Source organism: Solwaraspora sp. WMMA2056, assembly GCF_030345095.1.
GTDB lineage: Bacteria > Actinomycetota > Actinomycetes > Mycobacteriales > Micromonosporaceae > Micromonospora_E.
In genome coordinates this window covers 3,717,801-3,741,576 of record NZ_CP128360.1, presented here as the reverse complement: position 1 = coordinate 3,741,576, position 23,776 = coordinate 3,717,801, and the positions used below count along the sequence as shown (strand labels likewise).

At 72.2% G+C, this 23,776-nt stretch carries 17 protein-coding genes; 11 read left to right on the top strand and 6 right to left on the bottom strand.

Going from position 1 to position 23,776, the window contains the following annotated elements:
* Positions 1-3: 3 nt before the first annotated feature.
* Both O7608_RS17030 and O7608_RS17025 read left to right on the top strand, forming a co-directional pair.
* Positions 4-2,652, top strand: a complete 2,649-nt coding sequence (locus O7608_RS17030; RefSeq protein ID WP_289205516.1) for a PEP/pyruvate-binding domain-containing protein — start codon at positions 4-6, stop codon at positions 2,650-2,652.
* Entirely contained in the window at positions 2,649-3,578 is a 930-nt protein-coding gene (locus O7608_RS17025) for an amidohydrolase family protein (protein ID WP_289205515.1), read from the top strand. Before O7608_RS17030 ends, O7608_RS17025 begins: the two co-directional genes overlap by 4 nt.
* 47 nt (positions 3,579-3,625) lie before the next feature.
* On the opposite strand, the gene O7608_RS17020 is transcribed toward O7608_RS17025, so the two are convergent.
* On the bottom strand, positions 3,626-4,780 hold the full coding sequence (locus tag O7608_RS17020) for a cytochrome P450 (RefSeq protein WP_289205514.1): 1,155 nt from the start codon (positions 4,778-4,780) through the stop codon (positions 3,626-3,628).
* 200 nt (positions 4,781-4,980) lie between these two features.
* On the opposite strand from O7608_RS17020, the gene O7608_RS17015 reads away from it, so the two are divergent.
* The 4 genes from O7608_RS17015 to O7608_RS17000 all read left to right on the top strand — a co-directional run bounded on the left by O7608_RS17015 (position 4,981) and on the right by O7608_RS17000 (position 9,702).
* A complete protein-coding gene (locus O7608_RS17015; RefSeq protein ID WP_289205513.1) occupies positions 4,981-6,750 on the top strand; it encodes a fatty acyl-AMP ligase in 1,770 nt (589 codons plus the stop codon).
* Between the two features lie 75 nt (positions 6,751-6,825).
* A complete protein-coding gene (locus O7608_RS17010) occupies positions 6,826-7,017 on the top strand; it encodes a hypothetical protein (RefSeq protein ID WP_289205512.1) in 192 nt (63 codons plus the stop codon).
* A gap of 101 nt (positions 7,018-7,118) precedes the next feature.
* Positions 7,119-7,718, top strand: coding sequence for a LemA family protein (locus tag O7608_RS17005; RefSeq protein ID WP_289205511.1), 600 nt, complete (start codon positions 7,119-7,121; stop codon positions 7,716-7,718).
* A gap of 4 nt (positions 7,719-7,722) precedes the next feature.
* Positions 7,723-9,702, top strand: a complete 1,980-nt coding sequence (locus O7608_RS17000; protein WP_289205510.1) for a M48 family metallopeptidase — start codon at positions 7,723-7,725, stop codon at positions 9,700-9,702.
* Positions 9,703-9,811: 109 nt separating this feature from the next.
* On the opposite strand, the gene O7608_RS16995 is transcribed toward O7608_RS17000, so the two are convergent.
* Both O7608_RS16995 and O7608_RS16990 read right to left on the bottom strand, forming a co-directional pair.
* On the bottom strand, positions 9,812-9,991 hold the full coding sequence (locus O7608_RS16995) for a DUF397 domain-containing protein (RefSeq protein ID WP_289205509.1): 180 nt from the start codon (positions 9,989-9,991) through the stop codon (positions 9,812-9,814).
* Positions 9,988-10,842 (bottom strand): helix-turn-helix domain-containing protein, encoded by an 855-nt coding sequence (locus tag O7608_RS16990; RefSeq protein ID WP_289205508.1) that lies wholly within the window; start codon positions 10,840-10,842, stop codon positions 9,988-9,990. Before O7608_RS16990 ends, O7608_RS16995 begins: the two co-directional genes overlap by 4 nt.
* Positions 10,843-11,025: 183 nt before the next feature.
* Here O7608_RS16990 and O7608_RS16985 point away from each other — a divergent pair, with 183 nt between their 5' ends.
* Both O7608_RS16985 and O7608_RS16980 read left to right on the top strand, forming a co-directional pair.
* Positions 11,026-11,397 (top strand): hypothetical protein, encoded by a 372-nt coding sequence (locus O7608_RS16985; protein WP_289205507.1) that lies wholly within the window; start codon positions 11,026-11,028, stop codon positions 11,395-11,397.
* Positions 11,382-12,014 (top strand): GNAT family N-acetyltransferase, encoded by a 633-nt coding sequence (locus O7608_RS16980; RefSeq protein WP_289205506.1) that lies wholly within the window; start codon positions 11,382-11,384, stop codon positions 12,012-12,014. Before O7608_RS16985 ends, O7608_RS16980 begins: the two co-directional genes overlap by 16 nt.
* Positions 12,015-12,200: 186 nt before the next feature.
* Here the strand turns inward: O7608_RS16980 and manD are convergent, their stop codons facing one another.
* Positions 12,201-13,409 (bottom strand): D-mannonate dehydratase ManD, encoded by a 1,209-nt coding sequence (gene manD / locus O7608_RS16975; protein WP_289205505.1) that lies wholly within the window; start codon positions 13,407-13,409, stop codon positions 12,201-12,203.
* Between the two features lie 196 nt (positions 13,410-13,605).
* Between manD and O7608_RS16970 the strand changes: the two genes are divergently transcribed.
* Positions 13,606-15,423, top strand: a complete 1,818-nt coding sequence (locus O7608_RS16970) for a carbohydrate-binding module family 20 domain-containing protein (protein WP_289205504.1) — start codon at positions 13,606-13,608, stop codon at positions 15,421-15,423.
* Positions 15,424-15,459: 36 nt separating this feature from the next.
* Positions 15,460-16,509 (top strand): LLM class flavin-dependent oxidoreductase, encoded by a 1,050-nt coding sequence (locus O7608_RS16965; RefSeq protein ID WP_289205503.1) that lies wholly within the window; start codon positions 15,460-15,462, stop codon positions 16,507-16,509.
* Positions 16,510-16,692: 183 nt separating this feature from the next.
* Here O7608_RS16965 and O7608_RS16960 read toward each other — a convergent pair whose 3' ends face one another.
* Together O7608_RS16960 and O7608_RS16955 are read right to left on the bottom strand one after the other, a co-directional pair.
* Complete coding sequence (locus O7608_RS16960; protein ID WP_289205502.1) at positions 16,693-19,053, bottom strand: rhamnogalacturonan lyase family protein; 2,361 nt, start codon at positions 19,051-19,053, stop codon at positions 16,693-16,695.
* Positions 19,054-19,255: 202 nt separating this feature from the next.
* Complete coding sequence (locus O7608_RS16955) at positions 19,256-21,283, bottom strand: beta-galactosidase (protein WP_289205501.1); 2,028 nt, start codon at positions 21,281-21,283, stop codon at positions 19,256-19,258.
* A 131-nt stretch (positions 21,284-21,414) separates the two neighbouring features.
* On the opposite strand from O7608_RS16955, the gene O7608_RS16950 reads away from it, so the two are divergent.
* Entirely contained in the window at positions 21,415-23,721 is a 2,307-nt protein-coding gene (locus O7608_RS16950; RefSeq protein WP_289205500.1) for a TIM-barrel domain-containing protein, read from the top strand.
* Positions 23,722-23,776: the final 55 nt, after the last annotated feature.

Here is a 23,776-nt window from a genome sequence, read left to right as displayed (position 1 = left end):
GCCGTGACCAGGTACGTCGTTGCGTTGGAGGAGATCGGGCCGGCCGACGCCGGGCGGGTCGGCCGCAAGGCCGCCACGCTGGGCGGGCTGCTGGCCGACGGGTTCGCCGTCCCGGCCGGGTTCGCGGTGACCGCCGACGCCGCGCCGACGGCGGCGACAGCGACGACAGCGGCGGCGACCGGCCGTGCCGGTGCCGGTGTCCGCGACGGCGACGGCCTGCCGGACGGGTTCGTCGACGAGCTGGTCGGGGCGTTGCGGCGCCTCGGTGACCAGCCGGTGGCGGTGCGCTCGTCCGGGCTGGCCGAGGACGGCCCGGACCTGTCCTACGCCGGCCAGTACACCTCGGTGCTGGGTGTGCGGGGCCTCGACGCGGTGCTGTCGGCGATCCGCGACTGCTGGGCGTCGGCCCGGTCGGCCCGGGTCCGCGCCTATCAGGACGGCCGGGCCGGTACCGCCGGCGACGCCGGTCGGCCGGCCGACCGGATCGGGGTCCTGGTGCAGACGATGGTGGAGGCGACAGCGGCCGGAGTGGCGTTCAGCCGCGACCCGGTCGCCGACGACGACGGCACCGCGCTGGTCAGCGCGGTACGCGGCCTGGGCGACCGGCTGGCCGCCGGGCAGGTCGACGCCGAGGAGTGGCGGGTCGTCGGCCCGGCGGCCAGCCTCGCGACCCGGCCCGGTCCCGGCACCGGCGGTGGCGCCGGCGCGACCGACGGTGGTGCCGCCGTGCTGCGGCCGGAGCAGGCCCACGCCGTGGCCGAGTTGGCCCGGCGGGCCGCGCGGCGGCTCGGCACCGCGCAGGACATCGAGTGGGCGTTCGCCGGCGACACCCTGTGGCTGCTGCAGTCCCGGCCGGTCAGCACCGGGTCGGTGGTGCCCCTGGTGCCGGTCCCCGTCGAGGTGCCGCCCGGTTTCTCGACCCGCAACCGCAGCATGGACCGGCCGTGGACCCCGGTCGAACGCGACGTGTTCCTGCCGGTCTTCCGTACCGGGGTCGGTGACCTCTTCCGCTACACCACCGGCAGCACCCCGCAGGTGCACGTGATCGGTGGCTGGACCTACCTGACCGGCCCGGCCGAGGACGCCGCCGCCACGGCGCGGCGATGGGAGCGGGTCGCCGCCGACGTCGCCGCCGGTCGACCGGTGGCGCTGATCCGGGCCTGGGCGCGGCACTGGCGCGACGAGTTCGCCGCGCGCACCGCCACGCTGCGCGACGTCGACCCGGCGACGCTCGACGACGACGCGCTGACCGCCCACCTCGACGCCGTCCACGCGCTCTTCACCCAGCTGCACGAACGCTACTTCCAGCTCACCGGTGCGGCGATCGCCGTCGCCGCCGAACTCGGCACGGTCTGCGCCGACCTGCTCGGCTGGTCGCCGTTGCAGACCGCGCGGCTGCGGGCCGGGCTCACCGGCGACCACATGGCGGCGGCGACGGCGTTGACCGTACTGGCCCGGCTGGCCGACGACAGCCCCGAGGTCCGGCGGTGGCTGGCCGACGCCGGACCGACCCTGGTGCGTGCGACCGCCGATCCGGGTGCGACCGCCGATCCGGGGCCGCCGGACGCGCGGTTCGCCGCCGCGTTGGCCGACTACCGGCACCGGTACACCCACCGGACCCTCGGCTTCGACCTGACCGAACCGACCATCGCCGAACAGCCGGCGGTGCTGCTGGCGATGCTGCGGGCCCAGCTGGAGCGCCCGTACGACCTGGCGGCCCGGCGAGCGGCCGGCGACCGTACGGTGACCGACGCCCTCGCGCAGGCCCGGACCGCGCTCGCCGGGCGGTCGGCGGCCGACCGGCAACGGTTCGAGGCGGCGTACGCCGCCAGTGTGCTCAGCGGCCCGGTCCGCGACGAGAAGGCGTACCACGCCACCTCGGTCTGGGCGCTGCTGCGCTACACGGTGCGGGAGTTCGGCCGCCGCCTGGTCCGGCGGGGCGCGCTGGACCGGGTCGACGACGTCTTCTTCCTGCGCCTGCGCGAGATCCGGTCGGCGCACGGCGGCGGCGCGGCGGACGGCACCGCCGACGGCGCGGCCACCGGCACCGCCGACGGCGCGACGGACTCGTCGGCGGACTGGTTGGCGATGGTGCGGCGACGACGCGGCGAGCACGCCTGGGCGCTGGCCAATCCGGGACCACCGGCCTACGGCACACCCCCGACCGGGACCGGCGACGACGAGCCGCCACCGCTGTCGCCGGCGGCGCAGCGGGCCGCCCGGGTCGCCGGCTACGCGATGGGTCTGCTGGTCGGGCACCGCCCGCCGGCGGCGCAGGCGGACCGGTTGTCCGGCCTGGCCGCCTCGACCGGCCGCTACCGGGGACCGGTCCGGGTGGTCCGCACCCTGGCCGACTTCGACAAGGTACGGCCGGGTGACGTGCTGGTCTGCCCGGAGACCACCGCGCAGTGGTCGATGCTGTTCTGCGTGATCGGTGCCCTGGTCACCGACCGGGGCAGCATCCTGTCGCATCCGGCGATCCTGGCCCGCGAGTACCGGATCCCGGCGGTGGTCGCCACCGGCGCGGCCACCGGTCGGCTCCGCGACGACGACGTGGTGCTGGTCGACGGATCCGCCGGCACGGTGCTGCTCGACGGGTCCAGCCCGGCATCGGCGACAGCCGGTGCCGCCACGTCGGGCTCGCGGTCATGAGCGCCGGGCGCGTCGACGTGCACCATCACGCGATTCTGCCGGCCATCGCCCGGCTGATGCGCGAGCACGGTGCCACCTTCACCCTGCCCTGGTCGCTGCCGCAGACCTGGCAGGTGCTGGCGGACAACCGGATCGACGTGGCGCTGGTGTCCAACCCGATCCCGGCCGGATTGTTCAGTGACGTCCAGGTGGCGGCGCGGTTCAACCGGGCCGCCAACGAGGCGGTCGCCGAGTTCGTCGCCGCGCACCCGGGACGGTTCGGGCTGCTGGCCGCGCTGCCGATGCCGTACGTCGACGCGGCGTTGGACGAGGTGGCGTACGCCTTCGACACGTTGCGGGCCGACGGGGTGGTGCTGATCGCGCACGCCGGCGACGCCTACCTGGGTGCGCCGCTCTACGACCCGGTGCTGGCCGAGCTGAACCGCCGCCGGGCGGTGGTCCTGGTGCACCCGATGACGCTGCCCGGCGGACCGGTCGACGGCGTACCGCCGGTGCTGGCCGATTTCCTGCTCGACACCACCCGGGCGGCGATCAGTCTGATCTGGACCGAGGCGCTGGACCGCTACCCCGACATCAGTTTCATCCTGGCCCACGGCGGCGGCTTCCTGCCGTACGCGGCGAGCCGGGTCGCCGCGCTCGGCGAGGCGTTCTACGACGTACCCGCCGCGCGGGTGCGCTCGGCGCTCGGCCGGTTCCACTACGACCTGGCGCTGACCGCCCCGTCCGGCCTGCCCAGCCTGCTCGCCGCCGTCGGGCCGGACCGGATCCTGTACGGCACCGACTGGTCGGCGGCACCGGAGCCGGTGGTCGCCGCCGGTGGTCGGGCCATCGACCGGCAACTCGCGGCGCTGGATCCGGCGGCCCGCGCGGCGATCGAGCGGGACAACGCGCTGCGGCTGTTCCCCCGGCTGGGCACCACCGGGTGACCGGCCTCACCGGGTGCAGCCTCCTCAGGTGACCGGCCGCCAGCGCCTCACCAGGTGACCAGCAGCTGGGCCGGGCCCCGGGTGGCCAGCCCGGTCCACCAGCGGACCGGATCGGGACCGTCGGCCAGCCGCAGCCCGGGCACCCGGTGCAGCAGCCGGTGCAGCGCGATCCGCAGCTGAGTACGGGCCAGGGCGGCGCCCAGGCAGTAGTGGGCACCGTGGCCGAAGGTCAGATGCGCGCGGGCACCCGTACCGGCGGGCGGGCCGTCGCCGGCGGTGTCCCGGTTGGCGTGCAGGATGGACACCACGACGGCCTCACCGGCGCGGACCGTGACCGGCCCGAGCGCGACGTCGGCCAGCGCCACGCGCGGGAAGGTCATCGGGGTGGCCGGCAGTCGGCGCAGGTGCTCCTCCACGACGGCGGCCACCCGGGTCTCGTCGGGGGCGGTGCCGAGCGCCGCCGGATCCAGCAGGTGGGCCAGCACGCCGAGGCCGAACTGCCCGACGGTGGTCTCGTAGCCGGCGGTCAGCACCGCCAACGCGAGGTCGACCAGTTCGGTACGGGTCAGCGCCCCGGCGTCGTGGGCGGTGATCAGCCCGGTGAGCAGGTCGTCGCCGGGTTGCGCCCGACGCTTGTCGATCAGCCGTGACATGTACGCGTACAGCGTGAACGCCCGTCGGGCCTTGTCCCGGGCGCCGGTGGCGGTCACGTCGAACAGCACACCGGCCCACTGCTGCACCTGCGGCCGGTCGGCGGCCGGTACGCCGAGCAGGTCACCGATGACGGCGACCGGCAGCGGCACCGCCACCGCCGCCATCAGGTCGGCCGGCGGGCCGGCCGCGATCATGGCGTCCAGCAGTTCGTCGGTGAGCCGCCGCACCCGTACGGCGTCGGCGTCGACGCGGCGCGGCCCGAAGGCCGCGCTGACCTGCCGGCGGAGTCGGGCGTGGGCGGCACCGTCCATGCTCATCATCGAGCTCGGTGCCGGGTTGGCGGTGTTGACCCGGGGCGCGCCGGCGGCGGCCGCCGCGGCCCGGCTGAACCTCGCGTCGCCCAGCACCGCCCGGCCGAGCCGCAGGTCGGTGACCACCCAGACCTGATCGCCGGTGGGGGTGGACACCCGTACCACCGGTGCCGGGTCGGTGAGATCGACCAGGGCCGGGAGCGGGCCGAACGAGTCGGCCGCGGCTGTCGTGGTCACGGCGGGGCCTCCTGGGTGCCGGTGGCCCCTATCGCAACCGGCCACGCCCCAGGGCCGGTCCAGTCCGGCTCGGGGTGCGCCGCGCGGCTGCCCGGTCGAGTCCGCTGCGGGCGTCGCCACCAGTCGCCGTCGCGCCGCCCTCGAGATCCGACCGGGATGGTGCATGCAGGCCCGTCGGTCGAGTGCGAGGGAGATCCGCCGTGCGTACACCTGTGGTCGCCGAGGCGCGGCCGACCCACACCCTGGCCGGTGACCTGCTGGACCGGGCGCGCCGGCACGGTGCCCGGCACGCCGTCGAGTTCACCATTGGTGACGGCCGGTGGTCGACGGTGACCTACGCCGAGCTGGCCGGGCGGGCGGCCGCGCTGGCCCGGGTGCTGCCGGCGGCGGGTACGGGCGACCGGCCCCGGTTCGTGCTGATCATGCTGCCCAACGGGCTGGACTACGTGGTCAGCGTGTACGCGTGCCTGCTGGCCGGAGTGGTCGCCGTACCGTTCTATCCGCCGAGCGTGCTGACCGCCCGCACGGCCCGGGTGTTCAGCCAACGGCTGCAGGAGATCCACCGCGACTGCGCACCCGATGTCGTGGTGCTCGCCGAGGATCAGGCCGGGTTCGTGGCGGACGCGCTGGCCCCGGCGTACCGCGACGGGTCCGGACCGGTGCTGATCACGGCCGGTGAGCTGCCGGCGGCGGTGGACCCGGCCGGGGTGGCGGTGCGCGCGGGCGGCGCGGACCTGGCGGTGCTGCAGTACACCTCCGGTTCGACCCGGACCCCCAGCGGGGTGATGCTCAGCCACGACAACCTGGTCGCCAACGTCCGGGCGCTGGCGGCGAAGACGTCGGCGGCCGAGGGCGAGGCGGCGGTGTCCTGGCTGCCGCTGTTTCACGATCTGGGCCTGATCGGGATGCTGTTCGGCGCGGTGCACGCCGGGATGACGCTGCATCTGACCACCCCGGCGGCGTTCGCCCGCCGGCCGGTGCTCTGGCTGGAGATGATCGACCGGGCGCGGGCCTGCCTGACGATGGCACCGAACTTCGCCTTCGACCTGGCGGCGCGGGCCAGTGGCCGCAGTGACCGCCGGCTCGACCTGTCCAGCCTGCGGCTGGCGGTCAACGGTGCCGAGCCGGTGCGGCACAGCACCGTCGCCGCGTTCACGTCGGCGTTGCGCGACTGGGGGCTGCGTCCGTCGGCGGTGGTCCCCGGGTACGGCCTGGCCGAAGCGACCCTGTCGGTGACGGTGGGTGACTATCGGCGGCCGCCGCGCCTGCTGCGGGTCTGCGCCGACCGGCTGCGGCGCGACGGCGTGGCGGTGCCACCGGGCGACGATGATGCGGTCACCGTGCTGGTCGGCTGCGGGACCGACGTGGTCGACACCGAGTCGGTGATCGTCGATCCTGACCGGCTGACGCCGTGCCCGCCGGGGACGGTCGGCGAGGTCTGGGTCACCGGGCCGGGGGTGGCGGGCGGTTACTGGGGCCAGCCGGAGCGCTCGGCCGCGACGTTTCGCCCCGGGCCGGCGGACGACCGGCGACGGTTCGTCCGTACCGGCGATCTCGGCGTCAAGATCGACAGTACGTTGTACCTGGTCGGCCGGGTCAAGGACATGATCATCCAGCGTGGGGTGAACCACTGCCCGCAGGATGTGGAGTACGCGGCGGAGTGTGCCCATCCGGCGCTGCGCCCCGGCGGCACGGTCGTGTTCGGCACCGAGCCGGACGGCAGCGGCCCGGTGGTGGTCCTCTGCGAGTTGGAACGCTACCTCGGCGGTCCGGCGTACCCGGCGATCCTGGCCTCGGTCCGCGCGGCCCTGGCCGAGGAGTTCGGCCTGGACATCGCCACGGTCGGCCTGGTCCGCAAGGGCCAGGTCCCGAAGACGACCAGCGGCAAGGTCCGGCGGCGGGCCAGCGCGCAACGCTGGCGGGAGGACGGCTTCACGGTGCTGGCCCGCTCGCCGGCGGCCGTCGGCTGAGGCCGCCCCGGACCCCGTACCAAGAGGCCGGCTGCCCGCTGCCGGGAGGATTCGACCTGCCGTGGATGGGGAAGGTTGACCGACGGACGGTCCCGCTACCCGGAGGTCACCATGCGTTCTCTGCTCATCGCCGTCGCGGTCGTCGCGGTGGTCCTGCTGGTCCTCGGCGCGGTGCTGGAGGCACTGCGGTTCCTGCTGGTCCTCGGCCTGGTGGCGCTGGTGGTGGCACTGGTTCTCGGATTCGTCGGCAACCGCACCCGCACCTGAGTCGACCAGCGGAAATCACCGTTCGTGCAGGTGACGTAGGCTCGCGGGCAACAGCAGCAGGTGCGGCAGCGGCAGTGCCGGCGCGGCGGGAGCAGGAGGACATGGAACTTGTCATCGGACTTTTCTGCCTGATTTCCATCATCGTGGTGGCTTTCGGCGGGTACGCCGTGATGGTGTACAACGGCCTGGTCACCGCGCGGAACGCGTACCGCAACGGGTTCGCCCAGATCGACGTCCAGCTGACCCGGCGCCACGACCTCATCCCCAACCTGGTCGAGGTCGCCAAGGGGTACATGAAGCATGAACGCGAGGCGCTCGAAGCAGTGATCGCCGCCCGCAGCGGCGCGGTCCAGGCGCAGGGCGCCGCCACCGGTAAACCGGGCGATCCGGCCGCCATGCAGCAGCTCGCCGGCGCGGAGAACATGCTGACCCAGAGCCTGGGCCGGCTCTTCGCCCTCTCCGAGGCGTACCCCGACCTCAAGGCCAACCAGAACATGATGCAGTTGACCGAGGAGCTGACCTCCACGGAGAACCGGGTCGCCTTCGCCCGGCAGGCGTACAACGACGCGGTCATGACGTACAACAACAAGCGGGAACGCTTCCCCGGCAGCATCGTGGCGAACATGTTCTCCTTCGGCCCGGCCGCCCTGTTCGAGGTCGACGACCCGCAGCAGCGGCAGGCTCCCCAGGTGAACTTCTGACCGGATGAACTTCTTCGAACGCCAACGCCAGGTCCGCCGGGTCTCCGCCCGGCTGGTCGCACTGTTCATCGTCGCTGTGGTGGGCATCGTCGCCGTGGTCGACCTGGCCGCGGTGCTCGTCTTCGACGCCGCGTCGATGCCACCGGCCCAGCTCGCCGGCCTGCTGGTCGTGACCAGCCTGGCGACCGTCGCGGTGATCGGCCTGGCGGCGCTGGTGCGCACCGTCACGCTGCGCGGCGGCGGCGGGCGGGTCGCCCGGGAACTCGGCGGCGTGCCGGTGCCACCGGACACCACCGATCCGCAGCTGCGCCGCCTGCGCAACGTGGTGGAGGAGATCGCCATCGCGTCGAGCGTGCCGGTGCCGGAGATCTACCTGCTGCCGCGTGAGGAGGGGATCAACGCGTTCGCCGCCGGCTGGTCGACCTCCGACGCGGCCATCGCGGTCACCCGGGGCACCCTGGAACGGCTCAACCGCGACGAACTGCAGGGCGTCATCGCCCACGAGTTCAGCCACGTGGTCAACGGCGACATGCGGCTGAACATCCGGTTGATGGGGCTGCTGTTCGGCATCCTGTTCCTGGCGGTGATCGGGCGCGGGCTGCTACGCACCGGATTCGTCAGCGGCGGCCGCTCCCGCGGCGACAACAAGGGCGGCAACCCGCTGCCGCTGCTCGGGCTCGCCATGGTCGCCGCCGGGTACGTCGGTGTGCTGGTCGGCCGGCTGATCAAGGCGTCGGTGTCGCGGCAGCGCGAGTATCTCGCCGACGCCTCGGCGGTGCAGTTCACCCGGCAGACCGCCGGGCTCGCCGGCGCGCTGAAGAAGATCGGCGGGCTGCCGTCCGGGTCGGCGCTGGCCAGCCCGAAGTCCGAAGAGGTCGGCCACATGCTCTTCGGCTCCGGATCCCGGATGTCGGCGCTGTTCGCCACCCACCCGCCGATCGTCGACCGGATCCGGGCGTTGGAGCCGAGCTTCGACCCGGCCGAGTTGTCGGCGTTGGCGCGGCGCTGGGCCGCCGCACCGCCGTCCGGGCTGGCCGAGGACCGGGCGCTCGGGCTGACCGGCGGCACACTCAACGGCACCCCCGGCGGTGCACCCAACGGCCCCGGCGGCACACCCGACGGCCCCGCCGGTGCCGCGTTGCCCGCCGACGACGCCCGGGTGCCGATGGACCCGGCCCAGGTGGTCGACCGGATCGGCGCACCGCCGGCGAGCGCCTACCAGCACGCCGCCGACCTGCTCGCCCGGATCCCGCCGGAGCTGGCTGAGCAGGCCCGCCACCCGGACACGGTGGGGCCGTTGATCCTCGGCCTGCTGATGTCGGCCGACCCGCAGGTCCGCACCGGCCAGCACGCCGCCGTCGCCGCGCGGTACGGCGCCGCGCTCGCCGACGCCGCCTGGCAGGCCGGTGCGCGCACCGCCGGCCTGCACCCGATGCTGCGGCTGCCGCTGGCGGAGATCGCCTTTCCCGCGCTGGCGCAGCGGTCACCGGCCGACCGCGACGCGCTCGCCGACGCGATGGCCACCCTGATCCGGGCCGACGGGCGGATCAGCGTCTTCGAATACTGCCTGTCCCGGCTCGTCGGCGACGAGCTGCGCGAATCGCTGCGGCCATCGTCGCGGTCGGGCCACGGACGCCGTACGCTGCGCGCCAGCCAACCGGCCGTGCAGACGCTGCTCAGCGTGCTCGCCCAGGCCGGGCACCCGGATCCGGCCGCCGCGCAGCAGGCCTTCGCCGCCGGTGCCGCGCACGCCCTGCCCCAGGCATCCGCCCGGTTCACCCCGCCTGCGGGCGGCGTACTGGAGCTGGAATCGGTCTGGCCGGTCCTCGACGAGCTGCGCCCGGCGGAGAAGTCCCGGCTGGTGGCGGCGGCGGTCGCGGTGATCGGCCACGACGGGGTGATGACCGTGCCGGAGGTCGAGTTGCTACGGACGATCTGCCTGATCCTGCACAGCCCGCTCCCCCCGCTGCCGGTGCCGGCCTGACCACCACTCACCGCCGGACATGGCGTGTCCTAGGTGGGAGCCCCACCCGGCCCGTCACCGATGGGCGGGACTCCCTTAGACCTACAACCGATCACCTATTGCAGCTGGCTCAGTGTTTGGTGGGTACGTTGGTGATGAACGACCGCCAGACGGCCGGCGTGAAGGCAAGGGTGCCGCCATCGCGGTCCTTCGTGTCCCGCACGTACACCCGGCCTGGGATGTTGTCCGCCACCTCTAGGCAAGCCGTGGTGTCGGATCGGGTTGACTTGTGCCAGTTGGCACCGCTCATGTCCACTTCTCGGCCATCCTCACGATTAGTTCCCTGGTTTGCCGGCTCGAATGAGTATGCGCGCGGATGCACTCCCAGTCCCGATCAAGCTCCGCGACGTCGTCTGGTGACTCGACTACCTTGCCTCCCAGCCGACCCTCCGCGTATCCGACCCCTCTCGCTTCCACAGTGGCGATAGCGAACGGGCCGTCGAGACCAGGGTAGGCCCCGGTGGCGGTCGGCACCACATGGATGATCACGTTTGGTCGGGTCGCAGCCACAGCAAGCGCGTTCAGCTGCTCCCGCATCACATCGGCATCGCCGACCTCCCGGTGCAGGACGTTCTCGTCAAGCACTGCCACCAAGCGGCATGGCTCCGGCTCCCGGTTGAGAATCTCCTGGCGGCCCAGCCGGGTAGCGATAGCCGCATCCTGTTGAGGACCGACGACATCGTACGAGGCGAGCAACGCTCGGGCGTACGCTTCCGTCTGCAGCAGGCCCGGCACCACGAGTGGTTGGAACAGCCGAATCATGCTGGCGCGAGCTTCATAGTCCACAAACTCGCGAAACCAGACCGGGTCCTGTTCACCGACAACGAACTCTCGGTAGAACTTCATGAACGTGGTGCCGAACACCTTGTCCACCATGCCCAGGTAGTTGGGCAGGGCAGGTCGCTCGCCGCGTTCGATCGAGCCGACGTGCTTTGCGGAGAAGTGGACCCGCTCGCCCCACGACTCCTGGGTAAGGCCCATCGACTCACGCACTCGACGTAGCTCCGATATCAGATACTCGCTACCGCTCACAAGCCCTTCACTTCCCTCGGCTTCCCTCGTGATGACCAATGCGTTGGCGGCATCGGCGTCCCGCCGCACACGGGGTCACCAGACATGTTCCGCCAACCAGGATTCCGAGTCCAGGGTGGATGTGTCGACAAGTTGCCTATACAAAAGGATCTTGACTGTGCGAAGTAGCGACGCAATCGACGAACAAGCTTCAGCTGGACCTTGGAAACGCCTGCTTCGTGGGTCGATACGTGGTGCTCGGATGAGCCGGCGGTGGTCGCGGTGAAAGAGCAGTTGCGGGACCTGGCCGCCGCCGGTGGTGGGGTGCTGGTCGTCCGCCACGACGGGCAACCTCGGGTCGACCGGGTCGGGTGTGCTGCGTACCGCGATGTTTCCGGTGCGGACCCGGCGGCCGACAGCGGTAGCGGTGGTCATGTGGCGGTGCGGCCGTCGTGGTCGTGTGCCGGCTGCGGCGAGGCGTGGCCGTGTGCGGTGGCGCGGGTCGAGTTGGCGGGGGTGTTCGGGCCGGTCGCGTTGGCGACGTACGCGGTGGAGCGGATGACCGAGGCGGCGTTCGACCTGCCCGACGTGACGGCGGCGGAGTTGTTCGACCGGTTCCTGGTGTGGACGTGGCGGCCGTGCTGACCGTACGGGCCGCGACGGCCGCCGATGTGGAGCCGTTGGGGGAGTTGTTGGCGCAGGCGTGTGTGGTGGATCCGGTGGTGGCGTGGCTGATCAATGATCACGCGCTGCGGTATCTGACGATGCACCAGTTCTTCACCGCCGAGCTGGAGTTCGGCGTACGGCACGGGATCGTCGATGTGGTCGGGCACTGCGACGGGGTGGCGATCTGGTATCCGCACCCGGCGGACCGGCTGCTGGGTGCGGAGCATCAGCGGCGCCGGTTGCGGTCCTGCGGTGACCGGCACGGACCGTACGCGCACTACACGTTCACCGCCGGCCGCCTCGAACCGACCGGCCCGCACCACCACCTGGCGTTCCTGGCGGCGGCACCCTGGCTGAGACGCCAAGGGATCGGGTCGACGCTGCTGGCCGCGCATCATGCCCGGCTCGACCGGATCGGGATGCCGGCGGTGGTCGAGGCGAGCAGCGTACGGCAGCGGGCGTTCTACGAACACCACGGCTACCGCGTCGTACGGGTCGCGCACCTGCCGGCGGGCGGGCCGCCGTTGTGGGCGATGCGCCGCTCCGGCGACCCGGTCGGCCAACCGCCGATGGCCGCAGCACTGCGCGTCGGCTGACCATGTCCATCGACACCGCATCGAGGTGAGGCCTCTCCACGTCACGAGGCAGGATTGACGTGGACAGGCCTCACCTCGATGGTGGACGGCGAGGGCACATCGACACCTGGGCGGGACAGGTGGTCCCCTGGGGTGATCGGGCTGGACGTGGCCACCGGCCGCCGTCTGTGGCAGTCGCGCGCGGCGTCACCAGTTGTGCATCGACCCGTCGGTGAGGCGGTTGACCGGCAGCGACGCCGGCGCGTACGGGTAGCGCGCAGCCGCCTCCTCGTCGATGTCGACGCCGAGCCCGGGTTCCTCGCCGGGGTGCAGGTAGCCGTCGGCGTAGTGGTACGAGTGCGGGAAGACCTCGTCGGTGGCCTCGGTGTGCCGCATGTACTCCTGCAGGCCGAAGTTGGGGATGCTCAGGTCGACGTGCAGCGCGGCGGACATGCAGACCGGCGACAGGTCGGTGGCGCCGTGCGAACCGCTGCGGACGTGGTGCAGCGCGGCCAGGTCGAAGATCCGCCGCAGGTGGCTGATCCCGCCGGCACGCACCACCGTGGTCCGTACATAGTCGATGAGCTGTTCTTTGATCAGCTGCTGGCAGTCGAAGATGGAGTTGAAGACCTCGCCGACCGCGATCGGGGTGGTGGTGTGCTGACGGATCAGCCGGAAGCCCTCCTGCAACTCGGCGGGGACCGGGTCCTCCAGCCAGGTCAGCCGGTACGGCTCCAGGTCCTTACCGAGGCGGGCGGCCTCGATCGGGGTCAGTCGGTGGTGGACGTCGTGCAGCAGTTTCAGGTGCGGGCCGAACTCGTCGCGGACCGCCGCGAAGACCTGCGGGGTGTGCACCAGGTAGCGTTCGGTGGACCAGGTGGTCTCGGTGGGGATCGCCGCGTCGGCGGGCTCGTAGAACATCCGGTCCTTGCCGACCCCGTACGTCGCTGGCAGGCCGGGTACGGCGGTCTGCACCCGGACGGCCCGGTAGCCGAGGTCGACGTAGCGGGCCACCTCGGCGAGCACCTCCGGGACGGTTTCGGCATTGGCGTGGCCGTAGACGGTGACGCCGTCGCGGCAGCGGCCGCCGAGCAACTGGTAGACCGGTAGTCCGGCGACCTTGCCCTTGATGTCCCACAGTGCGGTGTCGACGGCAGCAATCGCGCTCATCGTGACCGGACCGCGCCGCCAGTACGCCCCCCGGTACAGGTACTGCCAGGTGTCCTCGATGCGGGCCGCGTCGCGCCCGATCAGGGTCGGCACCACGTGGTCGCGCAGGTAGCTGGCGACGGCCAGTTCGCGGCCGTTGAGGGTGGCGTCGCCGACGCCGGTCACCCCGTCGTCGGTGACGATCTTCAACGTGACGAAGTTACGTCCCGGGCAGGTCACGATCACCCGGGCATCGACGATCCGCATCAGCCTGACTCCTCCGCTCGGCGACGGCGTCGGCAACGGCGTCAGCTGCCGCTCGCCCGCCCGCAGAGGCTATCCGAACTCTTGACGTGGCGTTCATCTATCTCTACGTTGGCCTGCAAGAGTTTCCAGCAAGTTACAGACTTCTTGCAGCAATGGAAGTAAGGGCTTGCGGACCATCACCGCCTGGAGGAAACCCGTGCCCACCGACACCACCCGCCGACGACGGCTACTCGTCGGACTCGCCGCGCTCACCCTGCTGGTGAGCACCGCCGTCGTCACCGCCGGCGCCGCCACCCGGACCACCACCGCCGACGCCGCCCCGCAGGGCGACCGGGACGTCACGGCGGTGCTGTTCTCCTGGCGCTTCGACTCGATCGCCCGCGAGTGCCGCGACACCCTCGGCCCACTCGGCTACGGCTACGTTCAGGTCTCCCCGCCGCAGGAGCACATCCAGGGCGGCCAGTGGTGGACCGCGTACCAGCCGGTCAGCTACACGATCGCCGGTCGGCTCGGCGACCGGGCCGCGTTCAGGTCGATGGTGGACACCTGCCACGCCGCCGGGGTCAAGGTGATCGTCGACGCCGTCGTCAACCACATGAGCGCCGGATCGGGCACCGGCACCGGCGGTACGGCGTACGGCAAGTACACCTACCCCGGCATCTACCAGGAACAGGACTTCCACTCCTGCCGCAGCCGAATCGCCGACTACCGCAACCGCTACGACGTGCAGGAGTGCGAACTCGTCGGCCTGTCCGACCTGAACACCGGCAGTGACTACGTGCGTGGCCGGATCGCCGCGTACCTGTCGGACCTGCTCTCTCTCGGCGTGGACGGCTTCCGCATCGACGCCGCCAAGCACATCGCAGCGGCCGACCTGGCCGCCATCCGGTCGAAGATGAGCGACCCGAACGCCTACTGGGTCCAGGAGGTCATCCACGGCGCGGGTGAGGCGGTGCAGCCCGAGGAGTACCTCGGCAGCGGTGACGTGCAGGAATTCCGGTACGCCCGGGACCTGCGCCGAATCTTCCTCAACGAACGCCTCGCCTACCTGCGCGACATCGGCCCCACCTGGGGTTACCTGCCCAGTGGTCAGGCCGGCGTCTTCGTCGACAACCACGACACCGAACGCGGCGGTGACACCCTCAGCTACCGCGACGGCTCCACGTACACCCTGGCCAGCGTCTTCACCCTGGCCTGGACGTACGGGTCGCCGCACGTGCACTCCGGCTACGAATTCAGCGACTTCGACGCCGGCCCGCCCAACGGCGGCACCGTCACCGCCTGCTACGCCGACGGTTGGCGCTGCCAGCACAAGTGGCGGCAGATCGCCAACATGGTCGCCTTCCGCACCGCCGCGCACGGCACCGGTGTCGTCAACTGGTGGGACAACGGCAACAACCAGATCGCCTTCGGCCGGGGCAACCGCGCCTACGTGGCGATCAACAAGGAAGGCTCGACGCTGACCCGGACCTTCCAGACGTCGATGCCGGCCGGCACCTACTGCGACGTGCAGCACGGCGACCCCACCCCGGGTGGCGGCTGCACCGGGCCGACCGTGACGGTCGACGCCGCCGGCCGGTTCACCGCCAGCGTGCCGGCCAACGACGCGCTCGCGATCCACGTCGGCGCCCCGGCCGGGCCGGGCACCGGGCCGACCCCGACCCCGACCGGCAGCCCGACCCCGACCGGCAGCCCGACCAGCACGCCACCGCCGAACGGCACCAGCACGGCCGCGTTCGCGGTGACCGCCACCACCAGCTGGGGGCAGAACATCTTCGTCGTCGGTGACCTCAGCGCGCTCGGCGGCTGGGACCCGGCGCGGGCGGTGCCGCTGTCGGCGGCCAGCTACCCGGTCTGGCAGGGCACGGTCAGCCTGCCGGCCGGCACCACGTTCGCGTACAAGTATCTGCGCAAGAACCCGGACGGCACCGTCACCTGGGAGAGCGGAGCCAACCGCAGCGCCACCGCGCCCGCCGGTGGGGCGGTCACTCTCACCGACACCTGGCGCAACTGACCAGGGCGTACGGGAAGATCGCGGCCGGGTGCCGGGTTGGGCTGGAGTGTGATCGACGTACCGCTCTCCGTCCTCGACCTGGCCCCGGTCGCCGCCGGCGGCACCGCCGGCGAAGCCCTGCGGCACACCACCGAGCTGGCCCGCCGGGTCGAACAGCTCGGCTACCGCCGGTTCTGGGTCGCTGAACACCACAACATGCCGGCCATCGCCAGTGCCGCGCCACCTGTGCTGCTCGCCCACCTGGCCGCCGCCACCTCGACGATCCGGGTCGGCTCCGGTGGGGTGATGCTGCCCAACCATCCACCGTTGGTGGTCGCCGAGCAGTTCGGCACCCTGGAGGCGCTGCACCCTGGCCGCGTCGACCTGGGCATCGGCCGGGCACCCGGCACCGACCAGGCCACCGCCCTGGCGCTGCGGCGGACGATGGCCGGGCTCAACGCCGAGGCGTTCCCGCAAGAGCTGGCCGCCCTGATCGGCTACTTCCGGGGCGATCCCGGCCCGATCACCGCCACGCCGGGCGCGGGGCAGATGCCGGCGATCTGGCTGCTCGGCTCCAGCGGCTTCAGCGCCCAACTGGCCGGCACCCTCGGTCTACCGTTCTCCTTCGCCCACCATTTCAGCCCGGCCAACACCTTGGCGGCGCTGGCGCTGTACCGGCAGCATTTCCGCCCGTCGCAGTGGTTGGACCGGCCGTACGCGATGGTCGCGGTCAACGTGGTCTGCGCCGACACCGACGAGCAGGCCGAGTGGTTGTCCGGCCCGGCCGGGCTGTCGTTCCTGCGGCTGCGCTCCGGCCGGCCGGAGCCGCTGGCCAGCCCGGCGGAGGCCGCCGCCTACCCGTACACCGAACATGAGCGTGAGTTCGTCCGGCAGCGCCGCGACGGTCAGGCGATCGGTTCGCCGGACACCGTCGCCCGGGCGTTGACCGAGCTGCGCGGGCGCACCGGAGCGGACGAGCTGATGCTGACCACCCTGGTCTACGACATCGCCGACCGGGTGCGCTCCTTCGAGCTGGTCATGGCGGCGGTCGGGCGGACGGGCGTCGGTGCCGCAGGGCACCGCGACGCCGACAATGATGATCAATAGCTGGAAACAGGAGTTTCATCAGCTGGTCACCGCCGCGCGATGGTCGCCTGGCACTCTTTGAGTCAGGTGATGGTTCGACGCACGAGATCACGCGTGGGGTGGATGTCGTCGCGTCCGCCGCAGGGGGTCCGGGTTCCGGTCCCCCCTGCGGCGCATCTCGCTTCCCGTTCCCTCGCTACCCGGTCACGGCAGGTAGACGTTCGGCACCGGCGGCGTCGCCATGTTGTTGCCGATGAAGAACGACGGGTGCGGCGGCTGGTTGTAGGCGGTGTTCTGCCAGGCGACCGCGACCCGGTACTGCGGGTCGTGCATCAAGGTGTGCACGCGGCGGTCGGTGGTGTGCGGCGTGGCGTAGATCCGCAGCGCCCGGGAGTCGGACGTCCGCCAGATCACCTCTTCCCGCCAGTCGCCGAACAGGTCCGCCGACAGCGCCGGGGTGGCCTTGGTGCCGTTGTTCGACGCCACGTCGGCACCGGTGAGCAGCCGGGTGTCGCCGGAGGTGCCGTACTTGTCGATCCGGGTCTGGTCCAGCAGCTCGCGGACCGGGTCGCCGTCCCACCAGATCACGAAGTTGGCCGACGACGGCTTGCGCCCGACGTTGGCACCGGACGGCGACCGCAGTTCGCTGACCGCCGACGACCAGGACTCGGCGCCGGCGCTACCGGCCCAGATGTCCGCCGACACGCCCCGACCGTTGTCGCCGCCGGTGGCGGTCTGCCAGATGATCTGCCCGGTACGCGCGTCGATCAGCGCCGACGACGGCTTCGCCCCGTCCTCCTGGACCTTGAAGTACTCCAGCCCGGCCCGGCCCGGGTCGAGGTCACCGACGTGGCCGGCGTCGCCGTGGTTGAGGCTGGTGTTCCACAGGCCGCGACCGTTGTCGTCGATGGTGGCACCACCGAAGACGATTTCGTCGCGGCCGTCGCGGTCGACGTCGGCGATGGACAGCGAGTGGTTGCCCTGCCCGGCGTACCCGCCGTTGCCGGAGGTGTTGGAGTCGAACACCCACCGCTGGGTGAGGCTGCCGTTACGGAAGTCCCACGCGACGACGACGGTCCGGGTGTAGTAGCCCCGCGACATGATCAACGACGGGCGCTGGCCGTCCAGGTACGCCGTACCGGCGAGGAAGCGGTCCACCCGGTTGCCGTACGAGTCGCCCCACGACGACACGGTGCCCCGGGCCGGTACGTAGTTGACGGTGGACATCGCCGCGCCGGTCTGACCGTTGAACATGGTCAGGAACTCCGGCCCGGACAGTACGTAGCCCGACGAGTTGCGGTAGTCGGCGCTGGCCGAGCCGATCACCGTGCCCCGGCCGTCGCGGGTGCCGTCGGCGGTCTTCATCGCCACCTCGGCCCGGCCGTCGCCGTCGTAGTCGTAGACCTGGAACTGGGTGTAGTGGGCACCGGCCCGGATGTTGCGGCCCAGGTCGACGCGCCACAGCCGGGTGCCGGTCAGTTCGTACGCGTCGACGTAGACGTTGCCGGTGTAGCCGGACTGGGAGTTGTCCTTGGCGTTGGACGGATCCCACTTGAGCACGATCTCGTACTGCCCGTCACCGTCGAGGTCGCCGACGCTGGCGTCGTTGGCCGAGTAGCTGTACCACTCCCCCGACGGCGTGGTACCACCCGGTGGCACCTGCAGCGGCACGTCGAGGTAGCCGTTGGCGAAGGTCAGCGAGGCCGGCGACGGGGCCTGTTCGGTGCCGTCGACCACCGCGCGCACCGTGTAGCTGGCGTTCGACGCGGCACCGGGGTCGTAGTGGTTGGTCGAGCCGGTCACCGGCGATGAGGTGATCCGGGTGCCGCCCCGGTAGACGTGGAAGCCGAGGTTGGCCGGCTCGGTGCCCAGCAGCCGCCAGGAGACCAGGTTGCCGGAGCCGGACCGGACGCTGATCACGCCCCGGTCGAGCCGTTCCATCTGCTTGGCTCCCGGGCCCGGCACCGGCGGCGGGGTCGTCGGCGGTGGCGCGGTGGTCGGGGGCGCCGTGGTGGGCGGCGGTGCCGTGGTCGGGGGTGCCGTGGTCGGCGGGGCGGTCGTCGGCGGGGCGGTCGTCGGCGGGACGCCGGTGGTCGGGGCGACGCCGCCGGTGCAGGCGGTTCCGTTGAGTGCGAACGCCGTCGGGACCGGATTGCTGGTGGTCCAGGAGCCGTTGAAACCGAATTCGGTACGGGCGTTGGTGGCCAGGTTGCCGTTGTAGCTGACGTTGTCCGCGGTGATCTGGGCACCGTTGGCGACGACCGTGGCGTTCCATGCCTGGGTGATGGTCTGCCCGGCGCCGAAGCTCCAGGTCAGCCGCCAGGAGGTGAGCGGATCACCGAGGTTGGTGACGGCGACGCTGGCGCCGAAGCCGCCCGGCCACTGGCTGGTGATCCGGTAGTCGACGGCGCAGCCGGCGGCAGCAGCCGCCGAGCTGGCGACGACCGTGGTCGCGACACCGGCACCGGCGGTGAGCGCGGCCACGGTCAGCACCGCCGACAGCGACCGGCTCGACGATGATCCACGGGCAGGAGGGGACAGGGATGGCGGACGGGCACGACGCATGGAGGTCTCCGGGAGCGGACGGGCGCCACCGTCTGACGGACGGCCCGGCTGCCCGGCCGGGGTACGCCGGTGGCGCGTGCTGGATCAGGGTCGACCGGTGCGACGGTCGAGAAGGGTCGGCTCCCGTGCGGCCATCGTAGGGCAATCGCTTTCCTTCGATCAATGACCTGGTCCGAACAGCGGACCACCATTGTGAAACGGTTCAGTGCGCGCGGCGTCGGCGACGTCGCGGCGGCTGTTCCCGCAGCACCATCACCCCTCCTTCGGCGATGCGCACCGCCCCGCTGACCACCCTCGCGCTGACCAGGTCCTCGCCCCAGACGTCGACCTCGACCGGAGTGGCGCCGTGGTTGAACACGAACAGCCAGCGATCGTCGCCGGCCACCTTGCGGACAGCTTCGACCCCGGCCGGCGCGCCCGGCAGCACCGGCAGCACGCCCGCCTCGGCGGCGATCACCGCGAGCAGGTCGCGGTAGCCGTCGTCGTCCAACCGGGTGGACAGGTACCACGCCGTCCCGGCACCGACCCGGCGGCGGGTGACCGCCGGCTGGCCGGCCAGCACCCCGGCGGCGTAGCGCAGCACCGGGTCGGCGTCGGGCGCGGTGAGCCGTTCCTGCCAGAGCCGACCGGTCCGTCCGCCGGTCAGCCGTACCGTCGCCGCAGGCTCCAACGGCAGGAACTGTTCGGCCCGTACGCCGAGCAGGTCACGCAGCGCCCCGGGGTAGCCGCCGAGGCGCACCTGGGCCGCCGGATCGGCCACCCCGGACAGGTAGCTCACCACCAGATGTCCACCGTCGTGCACCCACGCGGCGACGGCATCGGCGACGGCGTCGCTCATCAGGTACAGGGCGGGCAGCACCAGCATCCGGTAGCCGGTCAGATCGAAGGTGGCCGCCGTCGGGCAGACCACGTCGGTGGTGACGCCGCACCGCCACAGGGCCCGGTACGCGGCGGCCACCTCGTCGGCGTACGAGATGTGCCGCGACGGCATGCCGGGATGCTGCAGTGCCCACCCGCTGGCGGCGTCCCAGCTGATCGCGGCGTGGGCCGCCACGGTGCCGGCGTCGGTCTCGGCCAGCCCGGTCAGCAGTTCGCCGAGGCGGGTCGTCGCCTGGAAGGTCCGGCTGTCGGCACCGGCGTGCGGGACCATCGCCGAGTGGAACACCTCCGCGCCGCCGCGCGGGGCCCGCCACTGGAAGAACATCGCGCCCCGGGAACCCCGGGCGACGTGGGCGAGACTGTGCCGCAGCATCCGGTCCGGTTCCTTGCCGGCGTAGACGCCCTCGGCGTACCGGTAGATCAGGTTCGGGGCGCTCTCCATCAGCAGCCACGGCCGGCGGCCGGCCCAGGACCGGGCCAGGTCGGCGGCGAACGCGGTCTGCTCCTCGGCGCGCCCGTCGGTCTCGCCCGGGTAGTGGTCGATGGCGACCAGGTCGACCTCGCTCGACCATCGGGCGTGGTCCACCGGCACCCAGTCGGCCAGGACGTAGTTGGTGGTCACCGGCACGTCCGGGGTGGCCCGGCGCAGCACGTCACGCTGCTCGACGTAGGCGGCGAGCAGTTCGTCGGACCAGAACCGTCGGAAGTCCAGCACCTGGGTGGGGTTGGCCAGGTACTGGGTGGCGCGGGGTACGTCGACCTGCGCCCAGTCGGAGTAGCTCTGGCTCCAGAACGAGCCGGTCCACGCCTGGTTGAGGCCGTCGAGGTCGCCGTAGCGCTCCCGCAGCCAGCGCCGGAACGCCGCGGCGGCGTGCGGGCAGTGGCAGATGGTGCCGTACTCGTTGTGCACGTGCCACATCGCCAACGCCGGGTGGTCGCGGTAGCGCTCGGCGAGCATCGTCGCGACGGCGCGGGCCGCGTCCCGGTACGCCGGGGCCGCCGCGCAGTAGGTGTCGCGGCTGCCGTGGTGCAGCCGTACGCCCTCGGCGGTGACCGGCAGCGCGTCGGGGTGGGCCAGGGAGAACCAGGGTGGCGGCGCGGCGGTGGGGGTGGCCAGCACGACCTTGACGCCGCCGTCGTGCAGCAGGTCCAGTACCCGGTCCAGCCAGTCCACGACGTACCGGCCAGGCTGTGGCTCCAGCCGGGACCAGGCGAACACGCCGACGGTCACCAGGTTGACCTGGGCCTTGCGCATCAGCGACACGTCCTCGACCCAGGTGGACTCCGGCCACTGCTCCGGGTTGTAGTCCCCGCCGTAGCAGAGTCCGTCGAGTCCTTTCGGCCAGCGCATCGGCGCTCCCTCCGGCGTTGACAGTTTGTTGGGTTACCAAAGAAACTAATTTAGCCGCCGCCGCTGCCGGCCGCTCCATCAGGGAGCGTCGCGCGCTCGCAGCGCCCTCGGGTGCCGGAAAAGGAGACCGCATGCCGTACCGTCCACCTCTGGTCCCCCACGAGACCTTCGTCGCCGACCCGCCCGACCTGCCGGTCCGCGCACCCGGCGAGCAGGGCCTGTCCGCGCTGGTACGCGCCGAGGTGGTCGGCACCGACGGCTGCGGGGTCACCTTCAAGGGCGCCACCGCCGACGGCGACTCGGTGACGGTCTCCGTCAGCGCCGCCGGCGACGGGGTGGTCCGGGTCCGGCTCAGCGCCACCCCCGACGCCCGCAGCCGCTCCGCCCGGGCGATCCCACTGGTCGACGCCCGACCGCACCCGGCGACGATCACCGCCAGCGACGACATGGTCCGCGTCGACGCCGGCGCGGTCGTCGCCGAGATCCGGCTCGACCCCTGGCACCTGCGGTTCCTCGACCCGCAGGGCCGGGTGCTGCTGAACCAGAACCGGGGCGAGCGCGACATCAGCGGCCGGTTGCGTACCCTGCCGTTCGGGCGGTCCCTGGTGGACGGGGCCGTCGCGGCGTACCACGAATGCTTCGACGCCCCCGGCGACGAACGCTTCGTCGGACTCGGCGAGAAGTTCACCCGGCTGGACAAGCGCGGCCAGCGGGCGCTGATGTGGAACTTCGACGCCTTCGGCGCGGAGTCGGACCGCTCGCACAAGAACATTCCGCTCTACCTGTCCGACCGGGGCTACGGCGTGCTGGTCGACAGCGGGATGCCGGTCGAGTTCGACATCTGCGCGTCGACGCACAGCTGCGTACAGATCCTGGTGCCGGACGACCTGATCGACTACTACGTGATCGCCGGACCCACCCCCGCGCAGATCCTGGACCGCTACGACGGGCTGACCGGCCGACCGGTGCTGCCACCCAAGTGGGCGTTCGGCACCTGGATCTCCTCCGGGTTCTACGTGGACACCCAGGAGCTGGTCCTGGAGCGGGCCCGTCGGATCCGCGCCGACGGCATCCCCTGCGACGTGCTGCACCTGGACTGCTACTGGCAGGCCGACGGCGCCTGGTCCGACCTGGCCTGGGACGCGACGAACTTCCCGGACCCGGCCGGCATGCTCGCCACCCTCGCCGAGCAGGGGTTCAAGGTCAGCCTCTGGATGAACCCGTACATCATGACCGGCAGCCCGGTCTTCGCGCAGGCCGACGCGGCCGGCTACTTCCTGCGCCGCGCCGACGGGTCGACCTACATCGCCGACGTCTGGCACGGCTCCTACCCGGTCTGCGGGATCGTGGACTTCACCAACCCGGCGGCCACCGAGTGGTTCACCGGGCTGCTGCGTGACCTGCTGCGCCAGGGCGCGATGGTGTTCAAGACCGACTTCGCCGAAGGGGTGCCGGCCGACGCGTTGGCGCACAACGGGATGACCGGCGTCGAGCTGCACAACGTCTACACCCTGCTGTTCAACGACGCGGTCGCGGCGGTCACCCGGGAGGTCGCCGGGCACGGCATGGTCTGGGCGCGTTCGTCGTTCCTCGGCGGGCAACGGCACCCGGCGCAGTGGAGCGGCGACGTCAACGCCACGTACCCGGGGATGGCCAGCACGCTGCGCGGCGGGTTGTCGCACGGGTTGTCCGGCGTACCGTTCTGGAGCCACGACGCCGGCGGCTTCCACGGCACCCCGACCCCGGACCTGTACGTACGGTGGGCGCAGTTCGGTGCGCTGTCGCCGCTGGTGCGCTTCCACGGCACCACCAGCCGGCTGCCGTGGGACTTCCCCGACGACGCCGCGCACGAGGCGGTCGAGGCGATCCGGCTGCGGTACCGGTTGATGCCCTACCTCTACTCGGCGGCGGTCGCGGCGTCGCGCACCGGCGCGCCGATGCTGCGGGCCCTGCTGGTCGACACGCCGGCCGACCCGGCCGCGTGGGGGGCCGAGTTGGAGTACCGGCTCGGCACCGACCTGCTGGTCGCCCCGATGATCAACCCGGACGGCCAGCGGCAGGTGTACCTGCCGGCCGGCGAGTGGGTCGACTACTGGACCGGTGAGACCCACTCCGGTGGGCGGTACCTGGCGGTGCGGGTGCCCCGGGAGCGGATTCCGCTGTACGTACGCCGGGGCGCGCTGATCGCCACCACCGAGGTCGGTGACGTGGTCGGAGACGGCCCGTTCACCGACGTGACGCTGGTCAGCTGGGGCGGCGTCGACGCCGAGACGGTGGTCAGCGACGTCGACGGCGACACGACGGTGCGGGCGGTCCGCGACGGCGACACGCTGCGGGTCACGGTGGACGGACCGTTGGCGGTACGCCGGGTGGAGGTCGTCGCGGTCGCCGGCACCGACGCCCCCACCACCATCGTGCTCGACGGCGTCACCGACTGAGACCGACGCCGACCCCGACCCCCATGATCCCGACGCCAACCCCCATGATCCCGAC